Here is an 11,817-nt window from a genome sequence, read left to right on the forward strand (position 1 = left end):
GCATGGCAAATACCGCAGCCAAGTTCGGCACCCGCAAGCGCGCGGGCGGCATCAACATCACGCCCTTCGTCGACGTGCTGCTGGTGGTGCTGGTGATCTTCATCCTCACCAGCAACGCCAGCATCCCGGGCATCAAGGTCGACCTGCCAAAGGCCAGCGCCTCGGTGGCGCTGGAGAAGCCGAAGACCAAGGCCATCACCATCGACAACGCGGGCAACGTGTTCCTCGATGCGTACCCGGTCACGCTGCCCGAGCTCGAGGAGCGCCTGCGCACCGAGAAGGCGCTGTCGCCCGACTTTCCCGTGATCGTGCGCGGCGACTCCAGCGTGCAGTACGCGAAGGTGATCGACGTGCTCGACCTGCTGCGCCGCATCGAGCTGAACCAGATCGGCCTCGTGACCGGCAAGCAGAAGTGAGGAACGCAGAGTGAAACCTCGCGACGCGAGTTCTCCCGCCGCCGCGCGCCGTCCCGACGGACTGTGGCGCCGCTGGGGCGGGTGGTTCATCGGCCTGGCGATGGCCGCCGCGCTGGTGGCGCTGGTGTGGCACCTGCTGTCGGACACCGCGAGCACGAAACGCGTGGTGGCCGATGCGCCGATGCTGATGCTGCCGCCCCCGCCGCCGCCTCCGCCCGAACCCGAGAAACTGCCCGAGCCCGAGCCGGAAAAGATCAAGCCCGTGACCGAGCCGGAACCCAAGCCGGTCGAGCCGCTGGAGCCGCCCAAGGACGACACCCCGCCCAGCCCGTCGAAGGACCTGGGCGACCCGGTGACCATGGACAGCGCCGCGCAGGCCGGCAACGACGCGTTCGGCATCCAGGCCGGCAGCGGCGGCGGCATGAGCGGCACCGGTGCCGGCGGCGGCCTGGGCAGCGGCTCCTACGGCCGCTACGTGGCCACCTTGTTGCAGCAGGCGCTGTCGCGCGATTCGCGCACCCGCCAGCTCGTGTTCGACGACATCCAGATCGACCTGTGGCTCGGCGCCGACGGCAAGACCGTGCGCGCGCAGCTGGTGCGCGGCACCGGCACGAGCGACATCGACGAGGCCGTGCTGGCGCTGGTGCGCGGGCTCGACCGCATCGACGAGAAGCCGCCCGCGTCGGCGCGATTCCCGATGCGCGTGTCCATGAGGGGGCGCAGGCCATGAGCGCGGTACGCCCGCGCGCCGCAGCCCCCACTGTCCCAATCAATCCTGTGAACGAAGCGATGAACCAACTTCAACAACGAATTCCGAGCCGGCGCGCGATGCCGATCCTGCGCCAGTGCGCGCTCGCGGCGGCCGTGGCCTCCGTGTTCGTCCTGGCGGCCGCGCCGGTCGCGGCCCAAAACGCACCGGCGCCCGCCGAGACCGCGATGGTCAAGCTGATCCGCGGCCTGATCCAGAGCGGCACGCTCGCCAAGGACGTGGGCGAGGCGCTGCTGGCGCAGGCCCAGACCGAAGCCATGGCGGCGCAGCAGGCGCAGCGCATGGCCGCCTCGGCCACCGCGGCGTCGGCCGTGACGGCCGGCGGCGTGCGCCTCGCGCCGGGCGACGTGCGCGTGCCCTACATCTCGCAGACCGTGCGCGACCAGATCCGCGACGAGGTCAAGGCGCAGGTCATGGCGCAGGCCAAGGACGAGGGCTGGGCCGCGCCCAACGAGACGCCCGAGTGGAGCAAGCGCATCCGCGTGGAAGGCGACGTGCGCGTGCGCAACGAGTCGCGCGGCTACGCCGGCAACAACAGCAATATCGAGATCAACTGGGCCGAGCTCAACAAGGGCTCGGGCTACGACGTCAACCCGAACACCAACCTCGCGCTGCCCTCGCTGCTCAACACGCGCCAGGACCGCCGCAACCTGTTCCGCGCCCGCGCGCGGCTGGGCGTGTACGCCGACATCACCGAGAACACCAAGGCCGGCGTGCGCCTGGCCTCGGGCAGCGACGAAAGCCCGGTGTCCACCACGCAGACCCTGGGCGGCGGCCTGGGCAAGAAGAGCGTGTGGCTCGACCAGATGTGGATCTCGCACAAGCCGGTCGACTGGCTGACGGTGACGGCGGGCCGCTTCGGCAATCCGTTCATGTCGACCGACCTGCTGTACTCGAGCGACCTGAACTTCGACGGCATCGCCGCGCAGTTCGAGAAAAAGCTGGCCTCCAACCGCGACCTCACGCTGTTCGGCACGCTGGGCCTGATCCCGCTGGAGTATTCCTCGGACAACGCGCCCAGCCGCAGCCAGGACAAGGCGAAGAGCGAGAACAAGTGGCTGCTCGGTGCGCAGTTCGGCGCCGACTGGAAGCTCGACGAGGACAACCGCGTGCGCGGCGCGCTCGCGTACTACAACTTCCGCAACATCAGCGGCCAGGTCTCGCAGCCCTGCGCGCTGTACGCGGGCGCCGACGGCTGCAGCACCGACTGGTCGCGCCCCGCCTTCATGCAGAAGGGCAACACGCTCATGCTGCTGCGCGACATCTCGCTCGATCCGCTCAACCCGGCCGGCACACCGCAGCCGCAGTACGTGGGGCTGGCTTCCAAGTTCCGCCTGATCGACCTGAACCTGCGCTGGGACACCGCGGTGGCAGGCAACAACCTGCGCCTGGATGCCAACTTCGTGAAGAACACGGCCTACGACGCCAGGGACATCTGGAACCGTGCCGGCATCCGCGGCGCCATCGTGAACAACTTCGGCCCCACCGGCGGCACCTCGCAGGCCGACTTCAAGAGTGGCGGCAACGCCTACATGCTGCAGGCCACCTACGGCAAGCCGGCACCGGCCGCACGCGGCGACTGGAACGTGCTGGCGGGCTACAAGCGCATCGAACCCGATGCGATGCCCGACGGCTACAACGACTCGACCTTCCACGGCGGCGGCACCAACGCGCGCGGCTACTTCCTGGGCGGCTCGTACGCGATCGACAAGAACATGTGGTTCACCGGTCGCTGGATCTCGACCAAGGAGGTCTACGGGCCGCCGCAGTCGATCGACACCCTGCAGCTCGAATTCAATGCGCGCTTCTAGGAGGGAGCCAGCCGTGTCCAGAGGAAATACAGTCCCGGCGCTGGTGCTCGCCGCCTTGGCAGCGCTGTCGGGCCCGGCCGGCGTGGCGCACGCGCAGCAGCAGCCCGGCGGCCAGAGCATGGAGGAGCGGCTTCGCGCGCAGCTGCGTGCGACGACCACGCAGCTCCAGCAGGCGCAGAACGAACTGGCGGTGCTGAAATCGGGGCAACCCGGCGGCGCGGCACAGGCGCCGGCAGCGGGTGGTGCAGCCGCACCGGCGAAGCCGGAACTCGAAGCGCTGAAGAAGGAACTGGCGCAGAGCCAGGCGCAGCTCGCGGCCGAGCGCCAGGCGCGCGAGGCGGCGCTGGCCGGCAGCCAGCAACTGCGCCAGCAGGCGCAAGCCACCGGCGAGAAGGCCGCCGCGCAGATCGCGCAGTACCGCGGCGCCTACGACGAGCTGCTGAAGATGGCACGCGCATCGGAAGCCGAGCGGCAGCGCCTTGCGGGCGAGGCCGCGACGCACCGCACCGCCATCGCGCAGTGCGAGACCAAGAACGCGCAGCTCTACGCCGTGGGCCAGGAGATCCTGCGCGCCTACGAGACCGTCGACGTGGGCACCGTGCTCGCGTCGCGCCAGCCGTTCGCAGCGCAAAGCCGCGTCAAGTTCGAGCAGATCGCGCAGCTGTACGGCGACAGGCTCTACGAGAGCAAGTTCGACGTGCGCACGGTGAACGCACCGGCGCCGGCCGCGGCACCAGCGGCACCTGCTGCCGCTGCGGCAACCGGCGCGGCGCCTGCCGCCGGAGAGCAGAAGCCATGAAGCGCATCACCACCACATCGGCGGCGGCCTTCGTCCTGCTGGCGACATCGGTCGGCGCCGCCAGTGCGCAGGCACCGGCACCAGGCACTGCCGTGGTCGCCCGCCTGGGCGACGTGTCCGTCCGCCAGGACGAGGTCGAGAAGCTGCTGCAGGCGCTGCCCGAGAACGAGCGCGCCGCCGTCAAGGCCGACCGCACCGCGCTCGACGGCTGGCTGCGCCAGCGCCTGCTGAGCGAGGCCGTCCTGCGCGATGCGCGCACCAGGGGCTGGCCCGACCGGCCCGAGGTGAAGGCGAAGATCGACGCGGCCATCCGCGAGATCACCGCGCGCATCGTGAGCACCAGCTACATCGACTCGGTGAGCCAGGTGCCGGCGGGTTTCCCGTCCGACGCCGACGTGCAGGCCGCCTACGAACAGGGCAAGACCGGCTACAACCTGCCCGCCGCCTATCGCGTGGCGCAGATCTTTCTTGCCACGCCCGACAAGAGCGTGGCCGCCGTCGCCAAGGTGCGCGAAGAGGCCGGCAAGCTCGCGCGCCAGGCCCGCGGCGGCGACTTCGCCGCAGTGGCGCGCGCGAATTCGCAGGACAAGCGCAGCGCCGAGCGCGGCGGGGAAGTCGACACGCTGCCGCTCGCACGCATGCTGCCCGAGCTGCGCGACACCATCGCGAAGCTCAAGCCCGCACAGGTCAGCGAGCCTGTGCAGTCCGAGGCCGGCTTCCACGTGGTGAAGCTGCTCGAGGTGACCCCGGCGCGCACCGCCACGCTCGAGGAGATGAAGCCGCAGCTGCAAGGCGCCTTGCGCCAGCAGCGCCAGCAACAGCTCATGCAGGCCTACCTCGCGCAACTCGCGCCGGCCACCACGCTGAGCATCGACGCCGCCGCACTCGACGCGGCGCTCGAGAAAACCAACTGATCGAACCAATCCACAGGGTCCAACATGAACGACAACATTTCGACGCGCACCGACGCAAACGATGCCACCGATCCTTCGATGGCCGCCCATCCCGAGCTGCTGGACGCCGTCACGCCCGAACAGGTGTCCGATGCCATCAAGGCCGCCGGCGCCGCCGTGAGCGCCATCGAGCAGGACGGCGTGGTGCGCCTGCACAGCGCCAGCCACGGCATCGGCTTCCAGGTGCTGTGGGGCAACCCCGTCACCACCACGCAGTTCACCGACTTCACGCTGAGCTGCCCGCTGCATGTGCAGGGCGGCACGCTGCCCGAGGCCGTGCTCGCCTCGTGGCACCGCACCAAGCGCTTCGCGCGCGTGGCGCAGCACGGCGACTTCGTCGTGCTCGAGATGGACGTGGTGGTGGCCGGCGGCGTCACGCCCGCCTACCTCGCATTCGCCGTGCGGCTGTGGATGCAGATGATGGGCGAGTTCTTCCTGCACCTGCGCAACTACGGCCCCGCCTCGCAGACGCGCGCCGAGGCCGCGAACGGCAGCGAGGCCAGCCACGACACCAACGCGGCCCGGAACGAAGCCGCCGCAGCCTGAGGATGCGCGCCATGCAGCGCAGCGCGCCGGCCGGCGACATCCACGATTCGCCGACCGGCCGCGTGATCCTCGCTGCCGGCCGGCAGGCCCAGCGCGCGCGCCGGGCCGAGGCCGTCCGCCAGAAGCAACGCGCGGCCCTGCTCGCGCTGCTCGCGCAGACCATGGCCGAGCTCAACATCTCGATGGCGGAACTCGGCGCCGCACGGCGCGCGCTGGCAGACAGTTTGCGCGCGAAGGCCGGAGGCCTGGGCACGGGCGCAGATGCGGACGCGAGCGAGTGAACGGTCCGCGTCCTTCGGTGCACCCGGCCCGATGCCCGCCCGCGCCGCGTGCCGGGCCACCGAGCTTCTGTTTCCAGAAAGCCCCATGACCGCTTCTTTTCCGTCCTCCCCGTCGTCTTCGCCCAAGACGGGCGCCGCCGCGAAGCCCGCCGGCAGGTCCTTTCCATTCTGGGATCGCGCGCGCGTCGCACTTGGCTGGTTCGGCCTCGGGCTGGCGAGCGCCGCCGCGCTGCTGAGTCCGCCGGCCCAGGCGCAGCAGCAGGTGCCGCAGCACTGGATCAGGTACGCCAACCTGGCCGGGGGACAGCTGCAGGCGACGCTCAGCGATCCCGCCAGCGAGACGGTGATGCGCCTGCACGCGTGGATGCAGGCGCGCATGCTGAAGGAAGGCCAGCCCACGCCACCCGCGCCGGTGGTGGTGCGCGTGTGGGTCGCGCCCAGCGGCAGGATCGAGCGCGTGGCCTTCGATTCGCTGGGCGACGCGCAGGCCGACACCGACCTGCGCACGCTGCTTGTCGCACAGCCGCTGGCCGAGCCCCCGCCGCGCGACATGCGCCAGCCGATGGTGCTGCAGCTCACGCTCAGCATGATCTGATGCGCGCAACGGGGCTTCGCGCGCATCGGCGACTGCGCGGCGTGCCCGACGGCAGCAGCCTGCGCACGGGCTTCATCGTGAGCGACGACGGACTGATCTGACCAACGCGCACGTGGTCGCTCGCGGCACGCAGATCAACGTGAAGCTGCCCGACCGCCGTGAGTGCAAGGCCAGGCTGGTCGGCCTCGACGCGGTGGCCGACGTGGCGCTGCTCAGGATCGACGCGAGCGGGCTGCCCACCGTGCGCATCGGCGACCCGGCGAGCGTGGAGCCCGGCGACGGCGTCGTGGCCATCGGCTCGCCCTACGGCTTCGGCAACTCGGCCTTCACGATGTCTTTCGCATGCGTCAGGGTAATGCGCCATTCCTTCGTCTACCGCGGGATCTGGATCGACGTCGTGCTCCACGAGCAAGAAGGCCGCTGCCTCTAAACATGCAGGACGGCCAGCGCGTCCCGGTTGCGATCGACCGGGAGCCGCGCGGTCTCCACGGGCGAAGGCCTGCGCTTCGCATGCAAGCAGGCACGCCTGGCGGTTGATCGCTACAAGGATGGGCCGGCCCGTGACCATGGATGACGCCCCACTGAGTCTTCGTGTGCAGGCGGTGCCGCCCAACGAAAGGTTCGTCTGGGTCATCCTGGAGCGTCCAACACCGGACGCCGTGGTGGAGATCACCACTTCGCTGTGGACCTACGACAATCCATCGCAGGCGTACCTTGCAGGACGCAGGGTGCTGCTGCAGGCGCTGGGTGCGGAGCCCGCCCCCCGACGGCATGTAACGACAGCGAAAGCGTAGGTGGGAATCAACCGGGGCCATCGCTCGCAGCGGCGAGGAGCGGCACCAAAATGTCGCTGATCGGCGTCGGAATGTCGTGAGCCCGGCCGCGGCGTGACACGACACCGTTGCGAACGTCCCATTCGAGTGGCCTGCCGGCTTCGCGATCCGTGAGGATGGATGTCCCCATGTCGGCGGGAGAGGCCAGAAACTTGTCGAGTATGGCCTGCGGTACCTCGTCGCCGAGTTCAGCGCCTTCGGCACGGGCCACCGCCAAGCATTCGTGCAGATAGGCCAGAGCGAGCCTGGAGATGTCGCACCGGGAGAACATGCCCGAACGGCGATGCGTGAGCGCCATGAGTCCGGCGACTGCGTTCTGCAGCAACTTGCGCCATGCGACAGATTGGAAATCCGTCGCCAGGTCGACGACACAGCGGGTGTCTTTGAGCGCCTTGGCTATGACGCGGGAAGGCGAAGTGTCAGGCAGGCTGAGGCGCACATCACCGCGCAGACGCACCGAGCCATCGGACTGCGCCTGGGCGGGAAACCATACCACCGCGGGGACGATTCGCCCGCGCGGGCAACATGAGGCGACCTTCTCCAACTGCTCCACCCCGTTTTGCAGAACGCATACGACGGTCTGGGGACCGCTCAATGCCGCAAGCCACGCTGCCGCCGCTTCGGTCTGTGTCGCCTTGACGGCCAGAAACACGACTTCTACCGATTGACCGATCTGCCTGGGATCCGTCCGAACCGGGCCAGGAATGGTGATGAGCCGCTCGCCATCGTGCAACTTCAGATGATCGCGGGACGTGCGGCCGCACAACATCGGCGTGCGCCCGGCCTCGTGCAGCATCGCCGCGATCGTGGAGCCGATGGCACCTGGCCCGACGACTGCGATGGTTTTACTGAATTCCGGGTCCATGGTGAGTTCTCTCTCATTCAGGCGATGTAATATATTACGGATGAAAGAAGTAGTTGGTAATGCAGTTTCTTCGGGCGAGGATCGGTTGAGGCAATGGTTGGGGAGCATTCAGGCGCGCTGCGGAGCTTTGGCCGCGAGCGAAGCGAAGGTCGTGGCGCTTCTGCTCGCCGATCCCCTGTTCGTCGGCGCGAATACGACCGCGCAGGTTGCGGCACGTGCTGGCGTTTCGCCACCGAGCGTTGTTCGCGCTGCCCGCGCCATCGGGTTCACCGGCTTCACCGAACTCAAGATCGAAATCGCTCGCGCCCGCGGCACCACCCAGTTCTTCGCGCCTCCTGAAGTGCTCGCTGCGGATGCGACATCGGCCACGGTGCTCGAAACAACCATTCGCGCAGGCACCCACGCACTTACCGCGCTCGCCGGGGCCGTTGAATTTCCGGCATTTGATGAAGCGGTCTGCTTGCTCCGGTCTGCTCGGCAGGTCATCGCATACGGTGCTGGCCCGTCGGCGACAGTCGCCGCCGACGCGGTTTTCCGTTTGCGCGCCGTCGGCGTGACGACCGTCGGTATTCCGGATCACCTGTCGGCGATGATCGCGATACGCCTCCTTGGCCCTGGCGATGTTGTCATCGCCGTCAGTTCAACCGGCCGTACATCAACCACCCTCGCGATTGCCGATGCTGCTGCTTCCGCTGGCGCGTCGCTCATCGCCATCACGAATCAGTACGGCACACCATTGGCGACCCTTGCGAACATCGCGCTGGTCGTTGGCGGCGCTCCACTGCCGGCGCAGATGGCGGCAGCGGGAAGCCGGCTTGCTCAACTCGTCGTGATTGATGCGCTGGTCGCGATGCTCGCCCTGCGCGATCCGGAGCGCAGCCGCCGCGCAGAGCGCGCTGGCATCGACCTGCCCGATCTTTCCTGATGCATCCCGGCACGGTCGCGCTCGTCCTCGCCGCGGCGACAGCTCATGCGCTGTGGAACATCGCCTCGAAGTTCAAGCGTGGAGATACTTTTCTGTTCGTGTGGGCCTATACCTGCGCTTCGGCGCTGATTTGCGTGCCGTTAGGCATCGCCCTCATGGCCGACGGGCAGGAGGTGCTTGATGGGCGGCTCGCGGTGGGTTCTGCGGTCTCAGCGGCATTGCACATCGCGTACTCGCTCATCCTGCAGGCTGGCTACGACCGCGCGGAGCTCGGAGTGGTCTACTCGGTCGCCCGCGGCACGGGGCCCATGCTGACGATGCTGTTCGCGGTTCTGCTGCTGGGGGAACGGCTCACCACGGTCGCAATGCTGGGGGCGTTCCTCATCGTCGCGGGCATCCTCGTCGTCGTCGGCAATCTGTTCAGAAGCGGGAGCAGCCGCGCAGTACCGGGAATCTTGTGGGGGGCCGCGACCGGTGCCACCATTGCCGGATACACCCTCTGGGACAGCTATGCGATCACCTCGTGGCACCTGGCGCCCGTGAGCTATTACGCAGGCACGCTTCTGCTGCAAGGCCTGGTCCTGACCCCCATCGCGCTGCTGCGGCGGCGGCGGATTCCTGCCGTTTTGCGAGCTGACGCCGTACCGATCCTTATCGTGGCCGTGCTATCGCCGCTTGCCTACATCCTTGTTCTCACTGCCATGGTGAGCGCGCCTGTTGCGCTCATCGCGCCGCTGCGCGAGTCGTCCATCGTCATCGGCTCCTTTCTGGCGTGCTGGCTTTTTCACGAGGGCAATCTGGCACGCCGCATTGCGGGGGGAGTGATCGTGCTGGCCGGGATCGCGGCGATCAGCCTTTGATGCTTCGTGCAGGAGGCTACGAATCAGCCCATTGCGAATCGGGGCGTCGGCAGCAGAGGAGAGCCGCCGGGCTTGGCCTTCGTCAAGCAGAGTACGGGGCCCTTAGGCAAAGCGGAGATTTCTTACGCCTCGTCCTGGGAGCGCACTGACCACGATAAACAGTTGGGCGCGATCTGTGGAGTTCTGTCTGCGGCCAGGATTGCGATACACGGTGATAAGCGTGCAAGGGCCGGGCCAATAGCTCGCGATGCCTACGCGGGCCAGTTGCATGCATAGAACATGCGGCTCAGCGTTTACGGGGCGCGCGCGCCGGCGAACCTCTTGTGCCGTCGGCGGCCATCGGCGCGCCGGAGGGATCTATCGCGCGCTGCAGCATCTGGCGTGTCGCTTCGTGTGAATTCATTTCCCGGTCATGGAGCGCCTGGATGTCCTGCAGCCGTGCAAGGGCGTGGCCAAGTTCGGTGCGGGCCTGGGTGAGGGCGCCCGTCTGCTCGCGCATCCGCTGCTCTGTACTCGCGTGCGCATTTGCCGCATCGCTGGCCGCGGCACGCGCCGCGACGATTTCGGCCTTCGCGGCGGCGCTCTCGGTGCGCGAGGTGCGCTGCTCCTCGGCGAGCTGGTCTCGTACGGCAGTCAGATGCTCGGCGAACTTCGCCAGCGCAGTCTGTTCCCGCACCGCGGCTTGGGCAGCCGCATGCGCGGTGCGCTTGGTTTCCTCGCGCGAGCGGTCGACCTCCGCGAGGAGGCGGCGTTCATTCGCGATGTGCCGTTCCTCGGCCTCATGCGCCAAGCGGTCGCGTGCAGCGAGGACTGCGACGTGTTCCTCCTTGAGACGATCCCGCTGGGCGCCGGCGTCGTCGAGCTGCTTGCGCAGCCTGGCCGTCACCTGGTCGGCGGCCGCGGCGCGCTGGCTCGCCGCTTCCAGTTGCTCGCGCAGGGTGGTCGCCGCGTGCCGAGAACTCGCGAGCGCGGCTTCCAATTGGCTACGGTTGCTCTCGAAGGCGTCCTCCCGCTGGCGCAATGCGGCGGTCGCTTCCTGCAGCGAAGTCTGCGCCAGTTCGAGCTGGCGGCGGTTCGCTTCGCTTTCCTGGCGAAGGGACTGGTCGGCTTCGGCGCGGGCCGTGTGCCACAGCTGGGTGGCCGTGCGCAGGATCGGGAGAGGAACTTGCGGCGCGGCAGAACTGGTTCGCTCTGAGCGACCCCGCGATGGAAGAGGCCCAGTATGAGATCGTGTCGCTGCGCACGTTCGCCGGGCTCGGTCTGCAGCCGATCCCTTACGAGACGACCCTCCTGAACTTCCGGCATCTGCTGGAGGCCAACGATCTGGCCGAGGACATCTTCAAGCAGGTCAACGCCCATCTGGTCAGGAAGGGGCTGATGCTCAAGCGCGGCTCCTTCGTGGACGCAACCATCATTGCGGCGCCCAGTTCGACGAAGAACGAAAGTGGCGAGCGAGATCCGGAGATGCACCAGACAAAAAAGGGCAACCAGTGGCACTTCCCTAGCGCACTGAGAATGAGCGAAGCAGCAAATCACCCTGCGTTATGCGGTACCGTGCGGACTATGGCAGTCTGGTCGTTTGAGCGGGCGTGCGAGGCACGCTCAGCTGGACACGGTTAGCGCCCGGACCGAGAGCTTCGTTTCTCCTGGCGAAGGGCTAGTCAGTCGCAGACTTAGCTGGACCGCTGTGGAGCGGGCTACTCATGTCCCTTTGCGGCTATGCAAGCGTAAGCTGCGCCTTCGTTGCGTAGCCGAGGGACGGCCATCGGCTGGAGTTACTGGTGACAGTGCCGTTGCGTCGGTTTCTTTGCAGGTCCATCATGCATGAAGTCAAGCTTTTGTAAATGGATCGGCGATGGAACAAATAGAGAATCTCGTACAGGTTGAAACTGGACCGCGCCATGTCATTCAGGGCACCTACCATGGTGTCCGCATTGAAGTCATCGCTGGTTACAGCATCGACACGGACGAGTGGTTGTTCCACGTGCGCCTTCACGACATTCAGGGGCGTGCTGATCGGTTGACGGATTGCCCGACAACGCATCGGGCCCATGGGCTGCAAGACGCCTTCGATCTGGGCCTGGAACTCGCCGTGTCACACCTGAAAAGTCGTTGAGCTCCTCCTGCAACTTGCGAAAGCAGGCCCCCTAGGGGCGCACATGAC

Annotated in this window: 14 protein-coding genes and 2 pseudogenes; 14 read left to right on the plus strand and 2 right to left on the minus strand. The window is 67.7% G+C overall.

Annotated features, from left to right (window positions below):
* Nucleotides 1-2 precede the first annotated feature (2 nt).
* The 10 genes and pseudogenes from AACL56_RS33785 (at nucleotide 3) to AACL56_RS33830 (ending at nucleotide 6,964) form a co-directional block, all read left to right on the plus strand.
* Complete coding sequence (locus AACL56_RS33785) at nucleotides 3-416, plus strand: ExbD/TolR family protein (RefSeq protein WP_339095041.1); 414 nt, start codon at nucleotides 3-5, stop codon at nucleotides 414-416.
* Between the two features lie 10 nt (nucleotides 417-426).
* The gene (locus AACL56_RS33790; protein ID WP_339095043.1) at nucleotides 427-1,146 is read left to right on the plus strand and encodes a hypothetical protein; all 720 of its coding nucleotides are present in this window, start codon (nucleotides 427-429) and stop codon (nucleotides 1,144-1,146) included.
* A gap of 59 nt (nucleotides 1,147-1,205) precedes the next feature.
* A complete protein-coding gene (locus tag AACL56_RS33795) occupies nucleotides 1,206-2,996 on the plus strand; it encodes a putative porin (RefSeq protein WP_339095045.1) in 1,791 nt (596 codons plus the stop codon).
* 13 nt (nucleotides 2,997-3,009) lie between these two features.
* A complete protein-coding gene (locus AACL56_RS33800; protein ID WP_339095047.1) occupies nucleotides 3,010-3,795 on the plus strand; it encodes a hypothetical protein in 786 nt (261 codons plus the stop codon).
* The gene (locus AACL56_RS33805; protein WP_339095050.1) at nucleotides 3,792-4,709 is read left to right on the plus strand and encodes a peptidylprolyl isomerase; all 918 of its coding nucleotides are present in this window, start codon (nucleotides 3,792-3,794) and stop codon (nucleotides 4,707-4,709) included. Before AACL56_RS33800 ends, AACL56_RS33805 begins: the two co-directional genes overlap by 4 nt.
* A 24-nt stretch (nucleotides 4,710-4,733) precedes the next feature.
* Complete coding sequence (locus AACL56_RS33810) at nucleotides 4,734-5,294, plus strand: YbjN domain-containing protein (RefSeq protein WP_339095052.1); 561 nt, start codon at nucleotides 4,734-4,736, stop codon at nucleotides 5,292-5,294.
* Between the two features lie 11 nt (nucleotides 5,295-5,305).
* Nucleotides 5,306-5,575, plus strand: a complete 270-nt coding sequence (locus AACL56_RS33815) for a hypothetical protein (protein ID WP_339095054.1) — start codon at nucleotides 5,306-5,308, stop codon at nucleotides 5,573-5,575.
* Nucleotides 5,576-5,660: 85 nt separating this feature from the next.
* Nucleotides 5,661-6,170 carry a YbaB/EbfC family DNA-binding protein gene (locus AACL56_RS33820; RefSeq protein WP_339095056.1) on the plus strand — a complete coding sequence of 170 codons (510 nt, stop codon included), beginning with the start codon at nucleotides 5,661-5,663 and terminating at the stop codon, nucleotides 6,168-6,170.
* 53 nt (nucleotides 6,171-6,223) lie between these two features.
* Nucleotides 6,224-6,492, plus strand: a pseudogene (locus tag AACL56_RS33825) (S1C family serine protease); the annotation flags it as partial.
* A gap of 238 nt (nucleotides 6,493-6,730) precedes the next feature.
* Nucleotides 6,731-6,964 (plus strand): hypothetical protein, encoded by a 234-nt coding sequence (locus AACL56_RS33830; protein ID WP_339095058.1) that lies wholly within the window; start codon nucleotides 6,731-6,733, stop codon nucleotides 6,962-6,964.
* A 7-nt stretch (nucleotides 6,965-6,971) separates the two neighbouring features.
* Here the strand turns inward: AACL56_RS33830 and AACL56_RS33835 are convergent, their stop codons facing one another.
* Nucleotides 6,972-7,868 carry an oxidoreductase gene (locus tag AACL56_RS33835; RefSeq protein ID WP_339095060.1) on the minus strand — a complete coding sequence of 299 codons (897 nt, stop codon included), beginning with the start codon at nucleotides 7,866-7,868 and terminating at the stop codon, nucleotides 6,972-6,974.
* A gap of 40 nt (nucleotides 7,869-7,908) precedes the next feature.
* Between AACL56_RS33835 and AACL56_RS33840 the strand changes: the two genes are divergently transcribed.
* Complete coding sequence (locus AACL56_RS33840) at nucleotides 7,909-8,793, plus strand: MurR/RpiR family transcriptional regulator (protein ID WP_339095062.1); 885 nt, start codon at nucleotides 7,909-7,911, stop codon at nucleotides 8,791-8,793.
* Complete coding sequence (locus tag AACL56_RS33845) at nucleotides 8,793-9,653, plus strand: DMT family transporter (RefSeq protein WP_339095064.1); 861 nt, start codon at nucleotides 8,793-8,795, stop codon at nucleotides 9,651-9,653. Before AACL56_RS33840 ends, AACL56_RS33845 begins: the two co-directional genes overlap by 1 nt.
* 286 nt (nucleotides 9,654-9,939) lie before the next feature.
* Here the strand turns inward: AACL56_RS33845 and AACL56_RS33850 are convergent, their stop codons facing one another.
* On the minus strand, nucleotides 9,940-10,632 hold the full coding sequence (locus tag AACL56_RS33850; RefSeq protein ID WP_339095066.1) for a hypothetical protein: 693 nt from the start codon (nucleotides 10,630-10,632) through the stop codon (nucleotides 9,940-9,942).
* 197 nt (nucleotides 10,633-10,829) lie between these two features.
* Here AACL56_RS33850 and AACL56_RS33855 point away from each other — a divergent pair.
* Nucleotides 10,830-11,153: pseudogene (locus AACL56_RS33855) on the plus strand (transposase); the annotation flags it as partial.
* A gap of 355 nt (nucleotides 11,154-11,508) precedes the next feature.
* Nucleotides 11,509-11,769, plus strand: a complete 261-nt coding sequence (locus AACL56_RS33860; RefSeq protein WP_339095068.1) for a hypothetical protein — start codon at nucleotides 11,509-11,511, stop codon at nucleotides 11,767-11,769.
* The last annotated feature ends 48 nt before the right edge of the window (nucleotides 11,770-11,817 follow it).

Source organism: Variovorax paradoxus, from assembly GCF_902712855.1.
Lineage (GTDB): Bacteria > Pseudomonadota > Gammaproteobacteria > Burkholderiales > Burkholderiaceae_C > Variovorax > Variovorax paradoxus_Q.

Excerpts from the sequence above, each read along its gene's own strand:
- AACL56_RS33785 (WP_339095041.1), top strand. The coding sequence starts at position 3 with ATGGCAAATACCGCAGCCAAGTTCGGCACCCGCAAGCGCGCGGGCGGC.
- AACL56_RS33795 (WP_339095045.1), top strand. The coding sequence starts at position 1,206 with ATGAACCAACTTCAACAACGAATTCCGAGCCGGCGCGCGATGCCGATC.
- AACL56_RS33805 (WP_339095050.1), top strand. The coding sequence starts at position 3,792 with ATGAAGCGCATCACCACCACATCGGCGGCGGCCTTCGTCCTGCTGGCG.
- AACL56_RS33810 (WP_339095052.1), top strand. The coding sequence starts at position 4,734 with ATGAACGACAACATTTCGACGCGCACCGACGCAAACGATGCCACCGAT.
- AACL56_RS33815 (WP_339095054.1), top strand. The coding sequence starts at position 5,306 with ATGCAGCGCAGCGCGCCGGCCGGCGACATCCACGATTCGCCGACCGGC.
- AACL56_RS33820 (WP_339095056.1), top strand. The coding sequence starts at position 5,661 with ATGACCGCTTCTTTTCCGTCCTCCCCGTCGTCTTCGCCCAAGACGGGC.
- AACL56_RS33835 (WP_339095060.1), bottom strand. The coding sequence starts at position 7,868 with ATGGACCCGGAATTCAGTAAAACCATCGCAGTCGTCGGGCCAGGTGCC.
- AACL56_RS33840 (WP_339095062.1), top strand. The coding sequence starts at position 7,909 with ATGAAAGAAGTAGTTGGTAATGCAGTTTCTTCGGGCGAGGATCGGTTG.
- AACL56_RS33845 (WP_339095064.1), top strand. The coding sequence starts at position 8,793 with ATGCATCCCGGCACGGTCGCGCTCGTCCTCGCCGCGGCGACAGCTCAT.
- AACL56_RS33860 (WP_339095068.1), top strand. The coding sequence starts at position 11,509 with ATGGAACAAATAGAGAATCTCGTACAGGTTGAAACTGGACCGCGCCAT.